Below are 20,353 nucleotides of genomic sequence, written 5' to 3'. Positions count from 1 at the left end.
CCAAGGAGATTCGTCATGACTGAGCCAGACCTGACCCTGACGCTGAATGGCGTCCACCATACCGCCCGGCCAACCTGGAAGCTGCGCGAGACCGTCGAATTCTATCGCGACATCATGGGCCTTCCCCTGATCCACTGCATCGCGGCGCGCGGCTGGGGCCCCAACGACCACCCCGACTTCCTGCATTTCTTCTTCGACAGCGGAAACGGCAGCACGATCGCCTTCTTCTACTATATCGGCACCGATCGGCCCACGGAGCTGGTGCAGAAGGAACACCACTTCGACCGGGCCACCCACACGGCCTGGCAGGTCCCCGATCTGGAAACCCTCGCCCGGTGGCGCGCCCGCCTTGAGGGCAAGGGTCTCGAGATCCGCTATCAGCTCCGTCACGAAGTGATCGAGTCGATCTACTGCCTGGACCCGAACGGCTACAGCGTCGAAATCACCGCGCCACTGCGCCCCTTCGTCCCCCTCGACGCCCTTGACGCCGAGATGTCGATCCAGGCCGCGATCGAGGCGGAGGACGCCGCCGCCGCCGCCGGCGACCGGCTGCGCAGCATCACCGACATCTGGGAACGCAAGGGCCAGCTTGTCGCCCGTCTTCTGGAGACCGCGGCATGACGGCGGTGATCTATGTGCCGGACCTGGAGGAGTTCCTTCCGGTCGTCGAGACGTCACGCGAGGCGGGCTATGCCGTGCGCGAGCCTGTGAAGGGCTACTGGCGCATCGAGGCCGAGGACGAGATCCGGCTGCGACGCAAGGCCCTGGGCCTCGGTCCGGCGCTGTGGAACTCGGCTTTGATCGGCGGGATCGTTGGTCGCATCGCGGCCTTCGACAAGGACGAGATGATCATCAGGGGCGTGGAATGAAAATCGGGATCGTCGGCGCCGGCCCGGCCGGCCTCTACCTCGCGCTGATCCTGGGCAAGCGTCTCCCCGGGGCCAGCATCGATGTCTATGAACAGAATCCGAGGGACGCGACCTACGGCTTCGGTGTCGGCCTGAACAGCTCCAGCTGGGGGCGTATGCGCATGGCGGATGAGGCGTCACACGACGAGATCATGCGTTCGGCCTATTTCGGCCGGCATCAGCTTCTGGGTCACCGGGGCGAACGCATCCTGGTCGAGCGCGACGGCTATGGCGCAGGCATCGGGCGCCTGACCCTGCTCGGCATTCTCAAACGCCACGCCGAAGCCGCCGGGGCGCGGATCCATTATGACGTCCGGCTTGAGGGCCTGGACCGGTTCGCGGACTGCGACCTGGTCGTCGGCTCCGACGGCAGCAATTCGATCGTCCGCCGGGCGCATGAGGCGGAGTTCGGCACGCGAAGCCGGACCCTGACCAACCGGATGGCTTGGTACGGTTCCGACCGGCACTACGCGCCGCCGTTCCTGATCTTCAAGAAGACGGAGTTCGGCTATTTCTGGTCGGTGGGCTACGCCCACACCGAGCTGACCAGCACCTTCGTGGCGGAATGCGACGACGAAGCCTGGCGGCGCTCCGGGCTCGGCGAAATGTCCCACGACGAACAGGTCGCGTTTAGCACGGCGATGTTCGCCGAAGAGCTCGACGGCGGCAATCTGATCACCAACAACTCGATCTGGCGCGCCCTGACGATGGTCGAGGTGGACAACTGGTCGGTCGGCAACCGCGTCCTGATCGGAGACGCCCTGCACAGTCCGCACCCGACCATCGGCTCCGGAACGCGGATGGCCATGGATGATGCGGTCACCCTCGCCTTCTCCATCATCGAGAACCCGAACGACGTCGACGCCGCCCTCGCCACCTTCCGCAAGGTGCGTGAACCGGCCAAGGCCAAGCTCGTTGAGGCGCGCGATCGCAGCATCGCCTGGTATGAAAATGTCGGCGAGATCGCCGACCGTCTGGAGCCCGTGCCGTTCGTCTTCGACTTCATGATGCGAACCGGCCGCATCGGGCTGGACCGTCTGCGCTCCGAGTTCCCCGACTTCATGGAGCGGTACGGCCATCTTGCGCCGCCCGATGACGCCCCCTCTTTGGCGTTGGCGGGATGATCCATTTTCGCGAGGGCCTGGTGGGCCGGCGCCCGGTCACAGTCGAGCGTCAGGTGCTTTGGGGAGACTGCGATCCCGCCGGTTTCGTCTACACGCCCCGGTTTGGCGACTACGCCGCCGGGGCGGCCCAGTATCTGTCCAGCGAGGTCATCGGCGAACTGAGGGACCCGGCCACAGATCGCAGGCTCGGCCTGCCGATGAAAGCCCTGTCGACGGTCTTCCGCAGCTTTCTGCGGCCCGATGATCGCTTCCGGATGGTGGTTACGGTCTCCTCGATCGGCAACACCACCTTCGAAATGATCATTGCGGCCGCGCGCCTCTCGGGCGAGCCGGTGTTCGAAACCCGCATGACACGCATCTGTCTCGACCCGGTTGCGGTCGCGGCGGTTCGTCTGCCCGAGGCCGTCAGAGCCCGGCTCGAAGACTATCAAAGGGAATGCGGCGAATAAGCCGCGCTGGCCGCAGAGCCGAGGAAACACAGATGTCCATCGATACGCCTGCCAGGGTTCAGGTCCCGCGCGCCAGCTGGGTGGCGCTGGCCCTTCTGTTCGCCATCGGGGTCTTCAACTATCTCGATCGCACCATCATCTCGATCCTGCAGATCCCGATGAAGGCCGAGCTGGGCTTCACCGACACCCAGCTCGGTCTGTTGCTCGGCGCCTCGTTCGGACTGGTCTACACCACCTTCGGACTGCCGATCGGGCGGCTCGCCGACAGGACCAGCCGCAAGGGCGTGCTGGGCGTCTGCCTTCTCGTCTGGACGGGGCTGACGGCCGTGACAGGCTTCGCCACAAGCTATGCCGCCCTGCTCGTATGCCGCATGGGCGTCGCGATCGGAGAGGCCGGCTGCGCGCCGATCAGCCATTCCCTGATTTCCGACCTCTTTCCTCGCGAACGCCGGGCCGGCGCGGTGGCGCTCTGGGCCATGTCGCTGCCGCTGGGCATCCTGCTGGGCTTCCTTCTGGGCGGTTGGTTGAGCCATGCCCTGGGGTGGCGCCACGCCTTCCTCTGGGTGGGCCTCGCCGGAATGCTGCTCGTGCCGGTCACCTTCCTCATCCTGCGCGAACCGATCCGCGGAGCCCTAGACGGCGCCCGGGCCCACGCCGTGCTGCCGCCGCTCCGCGACGTTCTCAAACTGATGTGGGCGTGCCGCTCCTACCGCCTCATCCTCGTTGCAGCGGCCCTGCACCTGTTCAGCTTCTACGCCACATCCATCTGGTTTCCGCAGTTCTACGCCCGGGTCCACCATATGCCGATCCGCGAGGTCGGCGGTGTCATGGCCCTGATCGGCGGCGTGGGCGGTCTGATCGGAATGGCCTCGGCCGGCTATCTCAGCGACCGCCTCGGCAAAACGGATGCGCGCTGGTACCTGCGGTTGCCGGCGATCGCCGAGGCCCTGCTGATCCCGCTCACCCTCGTCCAGCTGTTCACGCCGAACCTGGGGCTTTCGGTCGCGGTCGGCGTCGTGAACGGGGCGCTGGTGCAGATGTATTTCGCGCCCATGATCGCCACGACCCAGTCGCTGATGCCGGCGCGCGTCCGGACCTTCACAGGCGCCTTCTACGTCTTCTTCGCCAATGTCTTTTCCATGAGCCTGGGTCCGGTGTTCGTGGGCGTCATCAGCGACCGCCTCGGCGGCGGTCCCCAGGCGTTGAGCATCGCCATCGCCCTGGCGCTCGTGGCCAGCGCTGCCGCCATCGTCGTGTTTCTGACAGCGGCCCGCACCCTTCGCTCCGATCTGGTCACCACTCCGGCGACCGAATTCGCCGAAAAAGCCGGATGAGCATGGCCGCCCGGGGCGAAACGTCCCGGGCGGTCTCTGCCCGATCCCGGCCGTCACCCGGGCCTGCGGACAGGCGCGCCCGGCTCAACAGCCTCGGCTTTCCGGGCGACCGGTCCCGGGACCGAGCGGGCGCCCGGTCCGCCCTGGCTCAGATGAGCTTGGCGCGACGGATCTCGAACGCATCCATCATCATCGACAGCCCCTGTTCGAAAAGGGTCTCGTGATCGGTCTGGAAGAGCTCGTCGGAGGCGAAGGCGATGCCCGGATAGGCCTCGGGATCGAGCTTGTCGAAGACGCCGCGCAGAAACGGCTCGTGCGCCCGGGGCAACCGCGTAACGATCGCGGCCCGCGCCTGGGCTGACAGAAACTCGATCAGGGTCTCGCAGAACAGGACGGTATGATGGGCGTCCAGACGCATGCGCATCGCCGCCTGGAACAGCCGGTCCAGAAACACCAGACCATAGTCGGTTTCGCCGACCTCAACCTGCTGGACGACGCGGTGCCGGTTGTGCGCGCCGATGTAAAGCACCACGCCCCGGTATTCGACATAGTAGCGGCGGACGTGATGGGAGACGGCGACGAGGTGTTCGCGCCAATTGCCCGCAGGCTCCGGCCAGTCCACGCTCAGGCGTTGATAGAAGGCGTTCATGACCCCGGAAATGAGCCCTTCCCGTGACGTGATGAGATAGTGAATCATGGCCGGGGTGACATCCAGGGCGCGCGCGATCTCCGTGATCGTGATGTCCTGCAGCGCTGTCGTCCTGGCGATCTGCAGCCCGCGTTCGAAGACGTCCATCTTGGTCAGGGACGTCTGGTCGGCGATCAACGGCCGGCCGCGTCTCCGCGGTGCGGGGCTGGCGTTCTCGCGCGCCGCAGTCTTCTCCATATCGAGCACTTCATAGTCCTTGCAGAACCTTCTGCATAAACCCGTTCGCCCCCCGGACAAACAGCTTCATCCTCGCGCCAGCGCCCCGGCCCGGAGTTCGGCGCCTGGCCTGGCGCCGAACTCCGACGTTTGCCGTTGGCGTCCGCCTCAGGCGGAGGCCGTGCCCTGACCGCCATCGATGCGGTAGTAGGCGCCGGTGATGAAGGAGGCCTTGTCCGAGGCGAGGAACAGCATCAGGTCGGCGATTTCATCGGCGGTCGCATAACGCGCCATGGGCACGCTGGCCTCGAACCGGGCGCGCGCCTCGGCCTCGTGGCCTGGGGCCGCATTGGTCTCGATCGACCGGATCATGGCCGTGTCGACGCCGGAGGGCGCCACCGCATTGACCCGCACGCCGAAGGCGGCGGCTTCGAGGGCGGCGGTCTTGTTGAGGCCCATCAACGCGTGCTTGGAGGCGATATAGGGGCTCATGCCCGGCGCGCCCAGAAGCCCGCCGTTCGAGGCGGTGTTGACGATGGCGCCGGCCTTCTGGGCGATCATGACCTTCATCACATGCTTGAGGCCGAGGAAGGCGCCGACCACATTGACGTCGAGCACCTTGTGGAAATTCTCGATCGTCTGGTCGACGAGAGGGCCGAAATCCCCGTTGATCCCCGCGTTGTTGAGGAAGACGTCGATGCGGCCGTAACGCGCGACGGCCTGATCGACATAGCCCCGGACCTCGCCCTCCTGGCTGACGTCCGCCGCGATCAGCAGAGGGTCGCCCGGCAAGCCCTCCGCCGCCCTGGCCAGAGCCTCAGGGAACAGGTCCACCAGAACGAGCTTGGCGCCTTGTGCGGCGAATTTGCGGGCGGCGGCGATGCCGATCCCGCCGGCGGCGCCCGTGATGACCACGACCTGATTTTCAAACGACATGACTTGCTCCTGGAAGACCATTGCGCGGGATCAAAGGCATTGGCGCCGGCCCGCACAACAGTTAGTGAACGATCACTCACACTTGTCGCTCCCCTATCGCGACCGTATGGGTCAGGTCAAGGCGAGGGAGGGCGCAATGGAGGCCGACACGGAACCGACGACGCGTCAGGGGCGCGGGCAGGCGCGCCGGCAGACCCTGCTGAAAACTGCGAGGGCCCTGTTCGTCGCCCAGGGACTGCACGACACCGGCATGGCGCAGATCGCCACCGTCTCCGGGATCCGGACCCAGCAGATCTACCGTGACTTTCAGAACAAGGCCGAGATCATCGCCTGCGTCTTCGAACGCGAAAGCGACATCTGGCTCGATGAACCGACCCTGCAGGCCGCTCTGGACGCCGGGGATGCAGACGGGGCGCGGCGCTGGATTTTCCAGATCATGCGGATCGGAACCGACGTCGACCAGCCGCGCCTTCTGGCCGAGATCATTTTCGAAGGCGCGCGCAATCCGCTCGTCAGCGCGGTCAATCGTCGTCTCGAACGCAATATCCTGGCCCGGCTGGAAGCCGCGATCGCCCTGATCGCACCCGGCGAGGACAGGAGCGAACGCCGCGCGGTCGCGGCCAGCACGCTCCTGACGCTCAGCTTCGGCGCCACCCTTCGCTGCGCCCTCAACTCGGCGGTCGCGCCGGAGGAGATGACACGCCAGGTCCACGCTCTGGTCGAGCGGGAACTGGAACAGATCGCGAGAGACTAGACGGCCACAGGCCGCGGTCAGGGTGGCGGCATCGCCGCCGAGGCCGGAGCCGACAGGTTTGCATCGCGAACATAGAGGTCAAACCAACGGTCCAGTTCACGCCGGACGTCGGCGTAGTTTTCCGACAGGGTATGGCTGCCGCCCTCATAAACCTTGAGCCGACAGGGCCGGTGCAACGCCTGCAGCGCCGCGGCCATGCGAACCGCGTCGGACGGGTCCACCCGGTCATCGGCTCCCCCCTGGAGCAACAGAAGCGGGATGGCGGCCAGGGCCTGGGGCCATTCGATCGGCGACAGTCGCGTCAGCGCCCGCGTCGGATCCGCGGCATAGTCGGTGATGACGTGAGGATAGACAAAGGCGTCGAACTCGGCGCGCCGGCTGGCATGGACGAGATCAGTCGGACCGCCCACGATCACAGCCGCCCGCAGACCCGGATCCCGGGCGAGCGCGCCGTAGGTGACCAGGCCGCCGCGGCTGAAGCCCCACATGCCGATGCGGTCGGCGTCCGCCTGGGGCAGCCCTGCAGCAACCGTCATGAGGGCGAGACTGTCTGACACATCGCCGCCGTCCATGCTGGGCTGGCCGTCGCTGCCGCTTTCCCCCCGATAGGTCGAGGCCAGGACGATATAGCCCCGCTCCGCCAGCCGGTTGAACTCCAGCACCTCCGGCAGAAGGATACGGCCCCATTGCATGACCCCGCCATGATTGTAGATGATCACCGGATGGGGTCCGGGCGTGCGCGGCGCCACCATCAGGCCGTGGATCGTCAGGCCCTGGTTTCGATACCGGATCCGCTCGATGTGCGTCGTCCGACCCTCGACGTAGCGGGCATAGTCGGCCTCGCTGTAGAGGGTCGCGTAGTCCGCCGCCGCCGCCTCGCCGCCCTCGAGCCCCCGCACAAAGGCGAGCCAGGCCGCCCGGGTCGTATAGGGAAAGACGAACGCCGAGCGATCCACAAGGACAGGCGCCTGCGCGCCGGGACCCTCGCCCGCCTTTGCGAAGACGGGGCCCGCCCCTCCCCACAGGCCCGGCGTCAGCGCCGCCGTCGCCATGGCCCACACAAGGGCGCGCCGCCTCGACGGACGCCGGGACAGGCGCGGCGCAGCGACGTTCACCACCGCATTCCTCCGCCGCGCCCGGCGGGCATCAGAAGTCGGCCTTCAGGCCGATACGGACGGTGCGCGGCGATCCCGGCGTGATCCACAACTCCGAATAGGAACTCGCGAGGTAGTGTTCGTCGAAGAGGTTATCGACCTCAATCCGCCCGGACAGACGCGGGGTGAATTGATAGCCGGCGCTGGCGCGCGCGATCACGTAATCGGGCAGACGGAAGGTGGCGCTGCGCGCGCCCGAACCGGAGTTGACCGTGGCCGTCCCCGCAGGCGTCCCTTCGCGCTCGCCCACATAGGTGACGCCGGCGCCGAGGCTGTAGAAACCGCTCTCGGCCTCGCTCGACCGCCACTGCGCGAACAGACTGCCCGACTGCCGCGGGATGTTGGACAGTTCCGTACCGGCCGGGATGGCCTGGGCCCCGCTGCCGCGATCCTTCAGAACCTCGGTGTCGACGAGGGCGTAGACCCCCGTCAGATCCAGCTGACGCGAGAGCCTCAGATTGACATCGGCCTCGACGCCCCGGCTTCGGGCCCGCCCGATCGCCGCGGAATAACCCGCATTGGCCGGATCACTGGCCAGGACGTTCTCCTTTTCGATATCGAAGGCCGAGACCGTGCCGTTGAGCGCCCCGTCGAAGAGGGCGTATTTGACCCCGCCCTCCCAGACCCGGCCGCGCTCGGGCGCGAACGCTGCGCTGTTCACATCGACGCCCTGGTTGAAGCGGAACGACCGCCCCCAGCTGACATAGGCCGACCAGGCGTCATTGACCTTGTAGGTCAGCGCCGCGCGCGGACTGGTCACCGATGGCTCCTGTTCGACCTCGGTGTTGCGCAGATTATTGCGCACCATCTGGTGAATGGTGTCGCGACGGATCCCCAGCAACAGGCTCCAGTGATCCCCCAGCGTCATCAGATCCTGGGCGTAGATGGCTGTTCCACGCTGACGTTCCGTCGTGTTTGACTGGGGCGCCAAGGTGGGCAGGGGCTGGCCGTAGACGGGGTTGTAGATATTGAGCCCGAAGGGAATGAGGGCGTTTCCGACGAAGCGGTCTCCCCGGGAATCGAGCGTATAGTCATAGGCGTCCACGCCGATCCGGGCCTGGTGCCCGAGGCCCAAGGCCTCACCCCTGGCAGACAGTTCCAGACGGCCGCTGAGGTCATCGAAGGCATTGTCTCGCAACAGGCGGCGGCGGCGCACGACGTCACCGATCAGGGCCGTGGGCTCGGACGCTGCGCCAAAGAGCGTTCCCTTGCGCCAGGCCACACCGCCCTCCAGCGCAATCCCGTCTGACAGTCGCGCCACGAAGGAGCCCTGGTGCTGGAACGACTCCAGCCGGGTGTCGTCGCGACCGGGCTCGCCGAGGTAGCGTTCGGGCGGCAGGACCGTCCCGTCGAGAACGCCCGACCCCGCAATGCGCTCGACGGCGACCACGCCCCGGTCCAGAGGCGCGTGCACCAGGGAGTATTCCGCTTGATACAGAAGGCTGAGGCCGTCTGCCGGGTGGTAGGCGAGCGACGGCGCGACCAGCAGCCGGTCCGTCGTCACCGAGTCCCGGAAGCTGCCGTCTTCCTGGCGGACGACGATCAGACGGGTGGCCCAGGCCTCGGACAAGGGGCCGCCAAAATCGATCACCGCGCGGCGATGATCATAGCTGCCCGCCTCCGCGCTGACCGAGGCATGGGCCGCGTCGAGCGGAGCCTTGGTGACGATGTTGATCGAGCCGCCGGGCTCGCCCTTGCCGCTCAGGGCGCCGGCCGGCCCCTTGAGCACCTGGAAAAGGTCGATGGTGGCGACGTCGCGCTGGGCGTTGAAGCCCCGGTTGGAGTTGAAGCGGTTGATCAGCAGATCCGGGCCGCCGTTGACGTCCCCGGAAAAGCCGCGGATCGCATAGTTGTCCCACAGCCCGCCGAAACTGTTTTGACGCGAAAGCGACCCGGACAGGTCGATCAGGTCGTCCAGGCGGGTGGCGCCCAGATCCTCGATCAGGCCGGCGTCGAGCACCCGAGTGTTCTGGGGCAGGCGCAAGGGCTCGATCGAAACCCCGTTGATGCTCGCGGCGGCGCGACGGGCGGTGACCACCACCTCGTCAAGCTGGGAGGCCGTCTCCGGCTCGGTCGGGGCGAGACCGATTGCCGCAGGTTCAGGCGGGTCGGCCGCGAACGCGACGCCTGGAAGGCCCAGCGCCACAAGGGCGCAACCGGCGCGAAGCGTCCGGGAGATTGGATAAAGCATCGGGAAAGAGCCTTTGGTGCGCGGACGTCACCCCCGGACAGGGGTTGCGGTATTGTTATGATATAACATACATGACGCGACAGCTTGACCTTGGCAACCCCCGTTCGCTGCGGCTTCCCGTTCAGGATTTCTCATGCCCGATCTTTCCACCGCCGCGCTGCAAGCGTGCGCGCTGCACCAGACCTATGGCCTCCGACCGGTTCTCAAGGGTCTCGATTTCGAGGTCGCGCCCGGCGAGATCTACGCCCTGCTCGGCGGCAACGGCGCCGGCAAATCCACCACCCTGAGCGTCTTCCTGGGTCTGGCGCGCCCGACCTCGGGGGTGGCCCGGGTCTGCGGCCGGGACGTTGCGGCGGACCCCGGGGCGGCCCGCGCCAACATCGCCTATGTGCCCGAAAATGTGGCCTTTTACGACCATCTCAGTGCACGCGAAACGCTGGACTATATGTTGACCATCGCCGGCGCAGCCGACCGCTCCCGGGCGACGGTGGACGCGGCGCTCGACGCGGTCGGCCTGGTCGAGGAGGCCTGGGACCGGCGTGTCGGCGGCTTTTCCAAGGGCATGCGGCAGAAGGTGGCGATCGCTCTCGCGATCGCCCGCCAGACCCCCGTTCTGCTGCTCGATGAGCCGACCTCGGGACTGGATCCTCGCGCAACAGCCGAGTTCAACCGGCTTTTGCAGACCGCGCGCGAGCGCCGCGTCGCCACCCTGATGGTCACCCATGACCTGCTCAGCGCCGCCGAAATCGCCGATCGAATCGGCTTCCTGTCGGCGGGACGGATCGAGGAAGAAGTGGCGTCCGGGGCCGGCGACCGCTTCGATCTCTCCCTTTTGCACCAGCGCTATGTCCAGTCGGTCGAGGCGGCCTGAGATGCGGCTCGCCCTCATCGGCCGTATCGCGCGCGAAGACTGGCGCGAGGCGGCCCGCAGCCGGGTCGCCCTGCTCGCCGGCGCGCTTCTGGCGATCCTGACCCTCAGCACGGTCGTGCTCGGGATCGACGCCCGCAACGCCATGGACACGGCCCGGGCCCGCTACCAAGCCCAGTCGGACACCGCCTTCGACGCCCAGCCCGACCGGCACCCCCATCGTATGGTGCACTACGGCCAGTTCGTGTTTCGCCCCCTGCCCCCGCTGGCCTTCTTCGATCCCGGCGTCGATCCCTTCACCGGCTCCACCGTCTTCCTTGAAGGCCACCGCCAGAACAGCGCCAATTTCGCCCAGGCCCGGCAGTCATCGCTGGTGTCGCGACTGGGGCCGCTGTCGCCGGCCTTTGTCCTGCAGACCCTCGCCCCCCTGCTGATCATCTTCCTGGGCTTCGGCGCGATCACGCGCGAGCGAGAGCGCGGAACGCTCCGGCTGCTGCTGGCCCAGGGCCTGACCGGCGGCGAACTGATCGCGGGAAAGATGCTGGGTCATCTCGTCCTGACCGGCCTGGTCGGCATGCCGGCCCTGATTGCGCTTGCCGTCGCCGTGGCGGCGGGCTGGGCGCCGCTCCTGCCCGCCGCACTCATGGCGCTGGCCTATGGCGCCTATCTGGCGATCTGGTCGGTCGCCTCGGTTCTCGCCTCCGCCTTCATGGGCCACAGCCGCAACGCCCTGACCACCCTGGTCTGCGCCTGGATGGTGCTGGTCGTGCTCCTGCCCCGGGCCCTGCCCGAGGTCGCCGCGGCGCGCATCGAAACCCCGACCCGGATCGAGACGGACGTGGCCATTGCCCGTGAGCTCAAGGCCCTCGGCGACAGTCACGATCCCGACGACCCCCATTTCGCGGCCTTCAAGGCCGAGACGCTGCGCCGTTACGGCGTCGCCACCACCGACGCCCTGCCTGTGCAGTGGGCCGGGCTGGTGGGAATGGAGGGCGAGCGCCTGACCAGCGGCCTGTTCGACCGGCATTTCATGGACAACGCCGCGCGCGAAGCCCGGCAGAACGGCCTGGTCCGGTCGCTGGGCGTGGTCAGCCCCCTGGTCGCCTTGCGCCAGAGCTCCATGAGCCTGGCCGGAACAGACCTCGAAAGCCATCAGGATTTTCTGATCCAGGTCGAGCGTTTCCGCTACGCCTTCGTCCAGCGGCTGAACCTTATGCAGGCGGAGCTGATCCCGGGCGTCAATGCCGGAGAAGACCCTCGCATCTCCGCCGACCACTGGCGCGCCGTGCCCCGGTTCGCCTATCGGCCGCCGGATGTCCTGAGACTCGGCGCGAACAGCGTCGCCCTGAACTTCGCGGTCCTGGCCCTCTGGCTCGCCGCCCTGACCGCCCTGTCCGCAGTGGCTGCCCGACGCCTGGAAAGGATCGCCCGATGAGCGCCGTCTTCGCCGACCTGCGTCTGCTGTTGCGCGGACGATTCAGCCTTGCCGTCCTCGGCGTTCTCCTGCTCCTGTCCGGCCTGGCGGTAATCACCGGGCTGTCGATCGTAGGTCGCCAGAACGCCGCCATCGACCGGGCGGCGGACGCCCAGGCTTCCGATCTGGCGGCTGTCGCGTCCGAATATGGCAAGCCCGACGGCGATGCCGGCTACGCCGCCTACTACACCTTCCACCCGACCTGGGACCGGCCCTCGACACTGGCTTTCGCTGCGATCGGCCAGAGGGACATTCAGCCCTGGATATTGCGTGTCCGGCTTCTGGGCCTCCAGTCCCAGCTCTATGAATCCGAGACGATCAATCCCGAGCTGACCCTGCCGGGCCCGTTCGACTTCGCTTTCGTGCTCCTCTATCTGGCGCCCCTCGTCGTCATCGCCCTGATGCATGATCTGGTCACCGGCGAGCGCGAGGCGGGACGTTTGCGCCTGCTCGCCTCCCTGCCGCGTCGCAGCCTGGGTCCGTGGTGGCGGCGGACCCTGCTGCGCTATGGCCTGACGCTGGCCGCGGCGATCCTTCCACTCTGGCTCGGGGGTCTGTCGCATCAGGCGCCTGCGACGGGCCTGCTCGTCCTGACCCTGGCCGCAGCCCTCTATCTCGCCATCTGGTTCGGCCTGGCCCTGACGGTGGCGGCGCGCGCCTCCAGCTCGACGGCTTCGGCCATGGCCCTGGTGGGATCCTGGATCGTCCTGACCCTGATCGTCCCCGGCCTGGCGTCGGCGGCGATCGCCCGCGCGGTTCCCGTCGACCGGGCGATCGACCTGACCCTCGCCCAGCGCGAACACGTCCATCATGGCTGGGACGTGCCCAAGTCGGACACCCTGACCCCCTTCTTCGCCAAACACCCCGAATGGCGCGACACCGCGCCGATCGTCGGCCGCTTTCACTGGAAATGGTACTACGCCATGCACGAGGCCGGCGACGACGCCGTCTCCGGCCAGGTCGCGGCCTATCGGGAGAGCCTGAGGCGGCGCCAGACACTCTCGGACGCCCTGGGCTGGGTCACGCCCGCCGTCGCGCTCCAGGGTGTGATGCATCGCCTGGCCGATACTGACCTGGCGGCCCAACTGGCCTACCAGGACAGCATCCACGCCTTCCACGAGCGGCTCAAGACCTTCTACTATCCCTATCTGTTCCGGGGTCGCCCGTTCACGCGGGCGGATTTCGACGACCTGCCGACGTATGCGCCCCGGCCCGCCGGGGGGCGGACACCGTCGGCGCCCCTGCTCGCCCTGGCTCTGCTCGCCGGCCTGGCGTTCGGCGCCGCCGCCCTCACCCTGGGCAGACCCGGGCGCCTTCTGCGATAGGAGGCCTCGCCGGCGCAGAGCCTTTCGGCGCCCCATCGGCTTGCGGGCGGTTTACTTTTGGGCCCCGGCCCGCGAGACCGGACCGGGGCGCCGCGTCCTCGAAAGGACCGAACGCTGACCGAGCCCGGCCCCCTGAGCGATCTTTCCCGCCGGTCCCACCCGGCAGACGCCCTTGGCCGGATGCGGGCCTACGCGCATCCCTTCTACTGGCGCGAGGCCAGCCTGTGTGTGCCGGCCCTGCCGCTTCTGATGACCGCGGGCATCCTCCTGGGTCAGGTCGGCCCCGCGGCGGTCGCGGTCGGGTCCGCCTTCGCCGTCGGCTTCGGCGCGTCGCGCGATCTGGGGGGCAGGCGCTGGGCGGCGATGCGAACGGCGCTCATCGGGATGACCCTCGCCACCCTCATCGGCTCGACCTTCGGCGCCCATCTTGTCGTCATCGCCGCCCTCGCCTTCCTGGCCGCGGCGGTCGCCGCCGCCCTGGTCCTCATCGACGAGGACCTCTGGTGGGTCTGCCTGCAGGTCGTGATCGCCCTGCTCGTCTCGGCCGCCTATGCCGGCCCGCCCTCCCAGGCTTTCGGACGCGCCGGCCTGGTTCTCGCAGGCGGCGCGCTCCAGATTCTCATCATCGCCGTCCTCGCCCGGGTCTTCCCTCAAGCCTCTGCGCGGTTGCCGCGTAGCACGGGCGTCCTGCCCTCTCCGCCCCGTCTTGTTTTGTCGCACGGCGCGCGCGCCGGCCTGTCCGTCGCCCTGGCCCTGGTGGCGGCCACCGCCCTGAAACTGGGCAACAGCTACTGGGCGCCGATGACCGCCATGCTGGTGCTTCGTCCCGGCCTGCGACAGACGCGGCTGCGCGGCGTCGCGCGCCTCGGCGGGACGTTGGGCGGTGCGATCGCCGCCATGGCCTATGTCGCCCTGTTCGGTGAGGCGCCCTGGCTCCTGGCCATCGGCGTGACCCTTTCGGCCGGGGCGGCCTTCGCCTTGCAGAAGGCGCATTACAGTCTGCTGACCTTTGCGATCACCGCGACCGTGGTGCTGCTGACGACCCTCGGCCACGGCGGCGTGGTCGCCAACTCCGAACATCGCCTGTGGGCCACGATCCTGGGCGGGGCGATCGCCCTGGGGGCGGCGGCGATCCTGCCGCACCGCCCCCGACGCCCCGTCTGCGATCTGTCCCTAACGCCGGCTGAGCATCCCGGCCAGGCCGATCACAGGACGGGCGACGCGGCCCGCGAGTGACGGCTTGACCCGGTCCAGGCCACGCCTCTTGTGTCCAAGATAAGGAAACAGGCTCAGGGCATGGTCGCGAACGACGCCGACCCGCTCCGCCTCGGTGAAGACCGAAAGCTCCTGGAGCGATCGGGTTTCGAGACCGACCGCGACGCGAGGCGCAAACGGAAAGTCGCTGCCGAACAGGATATGGGAGGGGTCGACGAGCGCCTTCAGCGCGCCCATGGCCCAGGGCGACGGCGAAAGGGCCGTGTCGAAATAGAAGCTCCGGATCGCATGCAGGACACCGTGAGGCGCATGTCGGGCGAGACTGGGCATGGCGTTGGCCAACGACAGCCGCCAGGCCACATAGGGCAGGAACCCGCCCGCATGGCTGAGAATGAAGCGAATGTTCGGATAGCGTTCGATCACCCCCTTGAAGATCATATTGGTCGCCGCGCGGGTGGTGTCGCACAGGAACTCGACAAAGAAGGCCGGCAAATCCAGACCCAGGTCCAGACTGGTCGGGTGGACATTGGGATGGACGAAGACCACCGTCCGGCGGCGGTCCAGTTCCGCCATCAGTTCCTCGAAACGCGCATCGCCCAGGAAGATCCCGTTGGTGCTGGCCAGCAGGACCACGCCATCGGCCTTGAGGACGTCGAGCGCATGGATGGCCTCGCGGCAGGCGGCTTCAGTCAGCGGCATCGGCAGGGTGGCGAAGAACCCGAACCGGCCCGGATGGGTTTCGCGCGTCTCTGCGGCGAACTCATTGCAGGCGCGGGCAAGGTCACAGGCCTCCCGATCATCCCCGAAATGAACGCCGGGCGCAGACAGGGACAAAAGCGCCGTACCGATCCCGAACGCATCCATGGTCGAGAGCGATTCCCGCGCGCTCCACGCCGGCAGCGGCGCGCCCGCCACTTCCGGGATTCCGTGACGCGCCATGGCGGCGGTAAAGGCGGGCGGTATCAGGTGATGGTGGACGTCGATCCAGCCCGGCTGCGCCGTGGTGCTCCGCCAGGTCATCGGACGCCCGCGCCTGAAGACCTTGACGGCCGGGGCGAAGGTGCGACGAGGCCGCCGCCCTCACGCCCCGTCGAGCGTTCATTGATCATCATACCTGCTCCTTCGCATCGTCGCCGTCATGTCATCATCGGCCGTCGCCCTGGTCGGCGAGGCCAGACGGCCGGGACAGAACCCTGTCCCGGCCGTCTTCGGATTAAAAGCTCCAGCGTGCGCCAAGAGCCAGGCCGACGCCCTCGCCTTCCGCCGTGCCGCGCAGGCGCGAGACGGTTGCTACCGGCGTTCCGCTGTAGAGGGTCCGATCGAAAGCGATGTCGGCGCCCGCGAAATCGACGACGGTCACCGCGCCGTCGAGACTGAAACCCGGCGTCACATCATAGGTGGCGCCGACCGAATAACGCGTCCGGTCCGAATCCGGCGTGCGGGCGGAGCGCTGGCCGTCCCGCGTCGGGGTTGGATTGAAGGCGGCCCCGGCCCGCAGCGTCAGACGCGGCGACCAGGCGTAATCGACCCCGATCGCCCCGGTCGTGATGTCCTTGTAATCCTGGACGATCGCGTCGGTGGTTGAACCGTAGGCGATGCGGATCGCATCGAACTCGCTCCATCCCAGGCGATTGATCTGGGCGTTGAGGGTCCAGCGGGGCGTGAGGGCGTAGCGCAGCGAGGCCGAGGCCATCCAGGGCGTGGAGAAGGTCGCCTGCCCCGGCCCATCGACATTCGCCCCCGCCAGCGGCCCGAGCAGGCCCGTGATGCGCACATTGCCCTCGAGCGTGTGCTCGATCGCCGAACGGTAGCTGACACCGAAACGCCAGGGTCCCTGATGGGCCTGCAGACCGGCCGCCCAGCCGTAGTCCCAGCCGTCGCCGGTCAGATCCGAGGCGCCGTCGGGCAGGAGGGGCGAGAGGTTGGGCAAGGCGGTGGTCAGCTCGGCATCGCTGTACTCGGCGCTCACCGACACGCCCAGATCGAGCCAGTCAGTGGCTTTCATCGCGACGGTGAACTGGGCGTCCAGGGTGCGCAACTCACTGCGGAGCGCATCGTAGCGCGTGAACGACCCGGCCGGATATTCGTTGGTGAAATTGTACGGCGCAGCGACCGAAACGCCGATGGCCAAGCGGTCGCTGACCGGCAGGGCCAGGGCGAAGTTGGGCAACACGCCATTCTCGACCGGATCCTCGATCCGGGCGGCGCCCCCCGTCGCCGTGGTCAGACCGGCCGGCGGGACCGGGCGCGTCACGGTCGAGCCGGCGTCGGTCACTGTGGAGTTGATGAGAAGCCCATGGGCTCCGAGATAGATCTCCCGGCCCGATCCGGCGATCGCGGCCGGATTCCACCAGAGCGACTGCACGCCGGTATCGGCGGTCTCGCCCGAATAGGAGCGACCCGCGCCCCGCGTCGATTGTTCCTGAAGATAGAAGGACTGCGCCAGCGCAGGCGTTGAGACCGTCGCGGTCAGGATGCCGGCGGCCAGGACGTTTCGAACCCTAGTATTCTTTTTCATTTTGCACCTTTGTGCTTGCCCGAATGGGAGAGGATCAGTGGTCGTTTTTTCCGGCGCCGGGCCGGCCCTCCTTCATGATTTGCCAGTGATGCGTTCGAGCAGCCGGGGCGCGAGCCTCAGCATCAGCGGCATGGCCCGGGTCTGGCCGGCGAAGGCCTCCCGCGAGCGACGCCGCAATCCCTTGACGATGGCGGCCGCCATCGTGTCCGCCGAAATCTTGGGCGCCGACCGATGCGCCACCGCGGGGGTGTCCACCGTCGGAGGCACCACCTCCATGACGTGGACGCCCAGCGGGGCGAGTTGCAGTCTCAGCGACACCACAAAGGCGCGGATGCCGGCCTTGGCCGCCGAATAGAGGGGCGCGCGTCGTGAGGGCGACCAGCCGAATCCCGAGCCGAGCATGACCAGGCTCGGCCGCGACCCCAGTCTGAGCAACGGCAGGGCCTGGTTGACCAGAAGCACCGGCGCCACGAGGTTGAGCTCCAGTTCGCGGGTCAGCGCGGCCGCCTCGAGCGGCGCGGCCGTGAAGTCAAACTCCGAAAGCCCCCCGACATTGGCGACGAGAATGTCCAGCCGTCCGTAACGCTCGCGGATCGCCTCCAGCATGGCGGCGACCTGGGCGGGATCCGCCACATCGCAGACAAAGCCGTCCGCCTGTTTGAGCCCGGATCTGGCCGCCTCGATCCCCGCCGGATTACGGGCGCAGATCAGAACCTTCGCACCGGACGCATCCAGGGCGCGCGCCAGGCTGAGGCCGATGCCGCTGGTGCCGCCGGTGATCAGGACGATGCGACCGGCGAAGTCGGAGGAGGCGGTCATGAGCGGACATCCGGGTTGCGCGACGGAGGGGGCGGCATCAGGCGGCGGGCCGGATGGCGATCTTGGTGGCTTCGTTGAACCACAGGGCGATGACGAACCGGCCGCTCATCCGACACAGCCGATCGTGGAAGGCCCGGTTCATCGCGCTCTCGTCCGGGCTGGTCATCACCCGCACCGCATCAGCGGGACTGCGCCAGACCTGTTCGAAATCGGGCGCGTCGTGCAGCCGCCCGATGAAGCGGAATGACCCGTCCCTGAGCTGAAAATGACCGCCGGCGCCGCCTTCGGTGCGGACTTGCATCGTGAAGTCCTCCTCGGCCAACATCTCGGCCAGACGGACGGACCGGCGGGCGCCCCGACGAACGAGCCAGGCGGACAGGCGCAGCAGGAACGCCAGCTTCACTCGGTCAAACATGGGCGCTCTCCCGCAGCCGACCTGTCGCCGTCCTGAGAACGGCCATGGCGTCTTCGATGACGTCGCCCCGCCAAGCGACGTGCTGATCAGGCCGGACCAGGACGTAGTGCGCAGCGAGAACAGTCCGGGCGGGGCCTGCGCCGACCTGCACCACGCGGATCGGGACATCGAGCCTGTCCGCCGCCTTGAGGAAGCGTTCGGGCGACGCCGCATCGCCGACCAGAAGGGTGAAGCCGGCGGGATCGAGCGCGTCGAACAACGGCGCGCCGTCCTCGCGGTACAGGCTCGGCAATCGCGCCCCGGGGGTCGCGGTCGGGATATAGGCCCGTTCCGGCGAAGGCTCGGGCCCGTCCTGCTCCGCGATCACGACGGGTGAGCCTTCATAGCGGTAGCCCAGTTCGATGCCGAGCGACTCGTACATCCGCGAGATCTTGTCGGTCAGCCCCGCGGCGAGGCGGTCACGCGCCGCCTGGCCCGAAGGCGTGTCGTCCAGAACATCGTCGGCGATGTCGAAATTGGCCTCGAACGCCGCCGCCGCGCAGGCCTTGACGTGGGCGCGGTTGCGCCGGGCCACCGGCAGCCTTTCGGCCTCATAGCTGTCGACCAGATCCGGGCCGCCCCAGCCCTTGAGCGACGCCGCCAGCTTCCAGGCGAGGTTGTGAGCCTCGGTGATCCCGGTGTTCATGCCCAGGCCGCCGGTGGGCATATACTGGTGGGTCGCATCGCCCGCGATCAGCACGCGACCGCGGCCGAACCCGTCGGCGACCAGAAACTGCGGCCGCCACGGCCCCGCCTGGACGATCTCGAAATCGACCGCGACGCCGAGAGCGGCGACCACGATGTCTTCCAGGCTCTCGCCCGGCAAGGGCGGGAACGGGCGATGGATGACATAGTCGTCCTTGCTTGCGTCCGGAGACACCAGAAGGCCGCTGAACCCGGGACGGGCCAGCCACATGTGCCAGTAGGGTTCGCCCTCGGGGTAGAGGGCCGCAACCGCGCTGGACCGGATGTGGATGATGAACAGCTCGCCCAGGAGATCGCGGACGCCGTCGTAGTCGATGTTGAGAAAGTTTCGCACGCGGCTGGCGGGACCGTCGCAACCCACGAGATAGCCGCTGACCACCTGGTCCTGTCCGCCGCCGTCGACGGCATGGATATGGGCGACCACCCGATCCTCATACTGTTCGAACCCGAACAGGCTCCAGCCGAACCGGACCTCGATGTTCGGATCGGCCTGGGCCGCCGCCAGCAGGACGGGCTCAAGGTTCATCTGGGCGATCCGCTGCATCGGCTCCAGCGGAAGCGCGCCGTCGAGGTCCCCGGCGATCTCGCGCCGCGCCTCCGCGACCGGGCGGTAGACAATATGACGGTCTCGCATCACCCCATAGACCGGCCCCGATCCGCTGGCCGCGATCGCGCTGAAGGTGTTGGCGTGAAGAGGATTTCCCGCCGCCCGGACGGCGTCCGCCAGGCCCAGCTGGCGATAGATTTCCATCGAGCGACAGTTCACCACATCCAGCTTGGGATGGGTGGTCGTCGCCGTTCTCTCGTTCACGAGCAGGGACCGGATTCCCTGCTGGCTGAGACACAGGGCCAGGGTCAGGCCGACAGGGCCGCCGCCGGAAATCAGGACAGGGACCTCGATCATGCGGCGAGGGCCAGGGTCTGGTCCGCGACGAAGCGGGCGTTGAAGGCGGCGGCGATCCGGGCCAGATCCGACATCCGGCCGCCGTCGAAAACATAGCGGTCAGGCCTGACAAGGATCAGATCGCAGCGCTCCCGACGCATGAAGCGCAGCAGCGCGCCGCTGGAATCGATGACGTCTGCGCTGTCGTCGACGCCGACGCTGACCAGGGTGACCGGATGATGGAAGGCCGCCCGGATGCGGGCGGGGATCGCGGCGCCCTGACGGACGAGCACGACGAACCCGTCTCCCAGGGCGTCGTCCAGCGGGTGGGGCGCCCCTTTCCAGATCACCTCGGGCTGGATCAGCAGCCGACCCGC

20 protein-coding genes are annotated in these 20,353 nt (G+C 67.9%); 10 read left to right on the top strand and 10 right to left on the bottom strand.

Translation table 11 applies throughout. From position 1 onward, the window contains the following. The first annotated feature begins 15 nt into the window (after window positions 1-15). The 5 genes from O5K39_RS03935 to O5K39_RS03915 are packed head-to-tail and all read left to right on the top strand — an operon-like array spanning window position 16 to window position 3,815. Window positions 16-621, top strand: coding sequence for a VOC family protein (locus O5K39_RS03935; RefSeq protein ID WP_271145982.1), 606 nt, complete (start codon window positions 16-18; stop codon window positions 619-621). Continuing rightward, window positions 618-869 carry a hypothetical protein gene (locus tag O5K39_RS03930; RefSeq protein ID WP_271145981.1) on the top strand — a complete coding sequence of 84 codons (252 nt, stop codon included), beginning with the start codon at window positions 618-620 and terminating at the stop codon, window positions 867-869. Before O5K39_RS03935 ends, O5K39_RS03930 begins: the two co-directional genes overlap by 4 nt. Further along, window positions 866-2,032: an FAD-dependent monooxygenase gene (locus O5K39_RS03925; protein ID WP_271145980.1), complete on the top strand. Its 1,167-nt coding sequence runs from the start codon at window positions 866-868 to the stop codon at window positions 2,030-2,032. Before O5K39_RS03930 ends, O5K39_RS03925 begins: the two co-directional genes overlap by 4 nt. After that, window positions 2,029-2,481, top strand: coding sequence for an acyl-CoA thioesterase (locus O5K39_RS03920; RefSeq protein WP_271145979.1), 453 nt, complete (start codon window positions 2,029-2,031; stop codon window positions 2,479-2,481). Before O5K39_RS03925 ends, O5K39_RS03920 begins: the two co-directional genes overlap by 4 nt. A 32-nt stretch (window positions 2,482-2,513) precedes the next feature. Continuing rightward, window positions 2,514-3,815, top strand: a complete 1,302-nt coding sequence (locus O5K39_RS03915) for an MFS transporter (protein WP_271145978.1) — start codon at window positions 2,514-2,516, stop codon at window positions 3,813-3,815. Between the two features lie 148 nt (window positions 3,816-3,963). Here the strand turns inward: O5K39_RS03915 and O5K39_RS03910 are convergent, their stop codons facing one another. Together O5K39_RS03910 and O5K39_RS03905 are read right to left on the bottom strand one after the other, a co-directional pair. Then, window positions 3,964-4,710: a hypothetical protein gene (locus O5K39_RS03910; RefSeq protein ID WP_271145977.1), complete on the bottom strand. Its 747-nt coding sequence runs from the start codon at window positions 4,708-4,710 to the stop codon at window positions 3,964-3,966. A 138-nt stretch (window positions 4,711-4,848) separates the two neighbouring features. Then, complete coding sequence (locus O5K39_RS03905; protein ID WP_271145976.1) at window positions 4,849-5,616, bottom strand: SDR family NAD(P)-dependent oxidoreductase; 768 nt, start codon at window positions 5,614-5,616, stop codon at window positions 4,849-4,851. Window positions 5,617-5,698: 82 nt separating this feature from the next. On the opposite strand from O5K39_RS03905, the gene O5K39_RS03900 reads away from it, so the two are divergent. Further along, window positions 5,699-6,370 (top strand): TetR family transcriptional regulator, encoded by a 672-nt coding sequence (locus O5K39_RS03900; RefSeq protein ID WP_271145975.1) that lies wholly within the window; start codon window positions 5,699-5,701, stop codon window positions 6,368-6,370. 17 nt (window positions 6,371-6,387) lie between these two features. Here O5K39_RS03900 and O5K39_RS03895 read toward each other — a convergent pair whose 3' ends face one another. Both O5K39_RS03895 and O5K39_RS03890 read right to left on the bottom strand, forming a co-directional pair. Further along, window positions 6,388-7,485: a prolyl oligopeptidase family serine peptidase gene (locus O5K39_RS03895; protein ID WP_271145974.1), complete on the bottom strand. Its 1,098-nt coding sequence runs from the start codon at window positions 7,483-7,485 to the stop codon at window positions 6,388-6,390. A gap of 31 nt (window positions 7,486-7,516) precedes the next feature. Continuing rightward, window positions 7,517-9,715: a TonB-dependent siderophore receptor gene (locus O5K39_RS03890; protein WP_271145973.1), complete on the bottom strand. Its 2,199-nt coding sequence runs from the start codon at window positions 9,713-9,715 to the stop codon at window positions 7,517-7,519. A gap of 133 nt (window positions 9,716-9,848) precedes the next feature. On the opposite strand from O5K39_RS03890, the gene O5K39_RS03885 reads away from it, so the two are divergent. The 4 genes from O5K39_RS03885 to O5K39_RS03870 all read left to right on the top strand — a co-directional run bounded on the left by O5K39_RS03885 (window position 9,849) and on the right by O5K39_RS03870 (window position 14,618). Beyond that, entirely contained in the window at window positions 9,849-10,586 is a 738-nt protein-coding gene (locus tag O5K39_RS03885) for an ABC transporter ATP-binding protein (protein ID WP_271145972.1), read from the top strand. Window position 10,587: 1 nt separating this feature from the next. Then, window positions 10,588-12,018, top strand: a complete 1,431-nt coding sequence (locus O5K39_RS03880; RefSeq protein WP_271145971.1) for a DUF3526 domain-containing protein — start codon at window positions 10,588-10,590, stop codon at window positions 12,016-12,018. After that, a complete protein-coding gene (locus tag O5K39_RS03875) occupies window positions 12,015-13,382 on the top strand; it encodes a DUF3526 domain-containing protein (protein ID WP_271145970.1) in 1,368 nt (455 codons plus the stop codon). The genes O5K39_RS03880 and O5K39_RS03875 overlap by 4 nt, the downstream gene beginning before the upstream one ends. 180 nt (window positions 13,383-13,562) lie before the next feature. Next, window positions 13,563-14,618, top strand: a complete 1,056-nt coding sequence (locus O5K39_RS03870) for an FUSC family protein (RefSeq protein WP_271145969.1) — start codon at window positions 13,563-13,565, stop codon at window positions 14,616-14,618. On the opposite strand, the gene O5K39_RS03865 is transcribed toward O5K39_RS03870, so the two are convergent. The 6 genes from O5K39_RS03865 to O5K39_RS03840 form a co-directional block, all read right to left on the bottom strand. Then, complete coding sequence (locus O5K39_RS03865) at window positions 14,556-15,617, bottom strand: amidohydrolase family protein (protein WP_271145968.1); 1,062 nt, start codon at window positions 15,615-15,617, stop codon at window positions 14,556-14,558. The genes O5K39_RS03870 and O5K39_RS03865 overlap by 63 nt on opposite strands. Window positions 15,618-15,810: 193 nt before the next feature. Beyond that, window positions 15,811-17,115 (bottom strand): outer membrane protein transport protein, encoded by a 1,305-nt coding sequence (locus tag O5K39_RS03860; protein ID WP_271145967.1) that lies wholly within the window; start codon window positions 17,113-17,115, stop codon window positions 15,811-15,813. A gap of 72 nt (window positions 17,116-17,187) precedes the next feature. Continuing rightward, complete coding sequence (locus O5K39_RS03855; RefSeq protein ID WP_271145966.1) at window positions 17,188-17,934, bottom strand: SDR family NAD(P)-dependent oxidoreductase; 747 nt, start codon at window positions 17,932-17,934, stop codon at window positions 17,188-17,190. A gap of 37 nt (window positions 17,935-17,971) precedes the next feature. After that, a complete protein-coding gene (locus O5K39_RS03850) occupies window positions 17,972-18,349 on the bottom strand; it encodes a hypothetical protein (RefSeq protein WP_271145965.1) in 378 nt (125 codons plus the stop codon). Beyond that, complete coding sequence (locus tag O5K39_RS03845; RefSeq protein ID WP_271145964.1) at window positions 18,342-19,997, bottom strand: FAD-dependent monooxygenase; 1,656 nt, start codon at window positions 19,995-19,997, stop codon at window positions 18,342-18,344. Before O5K39_RS03845 ends, O5K39_RS03850 begins: the two co-directional genes overlap by 8 nt. Continuing rightward, on the bottom strand, window positions 19,994-20,326 hold the full coding sequence (locus O5K39_RS03840; protein ID WP_271145963.1) for a hypothetical protein: 333 nt from the start codon (window positions 20,324-20,326) through the stop codon (window positions 19,994-19,996). The genes O5K39_RS03845 and O5K39_RS03840 overlap by 4 nt, the downstream gene beginning before the upstream one ends. Between the last annotated feature and the right edge of the window lie 27 nt (window positions 20,327-20,353).

Origin of the sequence: Brevundimonas sp. NIBR10 (assembly GCF_027912515.1) — a bacterium.
Lineage (GTDB): Bacteria > Pseudomonadota > Alphaproteobacteria > Caulobacterales > Caulobacteraceae > Brevundimonas.
This window is presented reverse-complemented; position numbering and strand designations above follow the sequence as displayed.

Bases quoted from the DNA above. Each gene is read 5' to 3' on its own strand.
- O5K39_RS03935 (WP_271145982.1), top strand. From the start codon at position 16: ATGACTGAGCCAGACCTGACCCTGACGCTGAATGGCGTCCACCATACC.
- O5K39_RS03930 (WP_271145981.1), top strand. From the start codon at position 618: ATGACGGCGGTGATCTATGTGCCGGACCTGGAGGAGTTCCTTCCGGTC.
- O5K39_RS03925 (WP_271145980.1), top strand. From the start codon at position 866: ATGAAAATCGGGATCGTCGGCGCCGGCCCGGCCGGCCTCTACCTCGCG.
- O5K39_RS03920 (WP_271145979.1), top strand. From the start codon at position 2,029: ATGATCCATTTTCGCGAGGGCCTGGTGGGCCGGCGCCCGGTCACAGTC.
- O5K39_RS03915 (WP_271145978.1), top strand. From the start codon at position 2,514: ATGTCCATCGATACGCCTGCCAGGGTTCAGGTCCCGCGCGCCAGCTGG.
- O5K39_RS03905 (WP_271145976.1), bottom strand. From the start codon at position 5,616: ATGTCGTTTGAAAATCAGGTCGTGGTCATCACGGGCGCCGCCGGCGGG.
- O5K39_RS03890 (WP_271145973.1), bottom strand. From the start codon at position 9,715: ATGCTTTATCCAATCTCCCGGACGCTTCGCGCCGGTTGCGCCCTTGTG.
- O5K39_RS03885 (WP_271145972.1), top strand. From the start codon at position 9,849: ATGCCCGATCTTTCCACCGCCGCGCTGCAAGCGTGCGCGCTGCACCAG.
- O5K39_RS03880 (WP_271145971.1), top strand. From the start codon at position 10,588: ATGCGGCTCGCCCTCATCGGCCGTATCGCGCGCGAAGACTGGCGCGAG.
- O5K39_RS03875 (WP_271145970.1), top strand. From the start codon at position 12,015: ATGAGCGCCGTCTTCGCCGACCTGCGTCTGCTGTTGCGCGGACGATTC.
- O5K39_RS03870 (WP_271145969.1), top strand. From the start codon at position 13,563: ATGCGGGCCTACGCGCATCCCTTCTACTGGCGCGAGGCCAGCCTGTGT.
- O5K39_RS03865 (WP_271145968.1), bottom strand. From the start codon at position 15,617: ATGACCTGGCGGAGCACCACGGCGCAGCCGGGCTGGATCGACGTCCAC.
- O5K39_RS03860 (WP_271145967.1), bottom strand. From the start codon at position 17,115: ATGAAAAAGAATACTAGGGTTCGAAACGTCCTGGCCGCCGGCATCCTG.
- O5K39_RS03855 (WP_271145966.1), bottom strand. From the start codon at position 17,934: ATGACCGCCTCCTCCGACTTCGCCGGTCGCATCGTCCTGATCACCGGC.
- O5K39_RS03850 (WP_271145965.1), bottom strand. From the start codon at position 18,349: ATGTTTGACCGAGTGAAGCTGGCGTTCCTGCTGCGCCTGTCCGCCTGG.
- O5K39_RS03845 (WP_271145964.1), bottom strand. From the start codon at position 19,997: ATGATCGAGGTCCCTGTCCTGATTTCCGGCGGCGGCCCTGTCGGCCTG.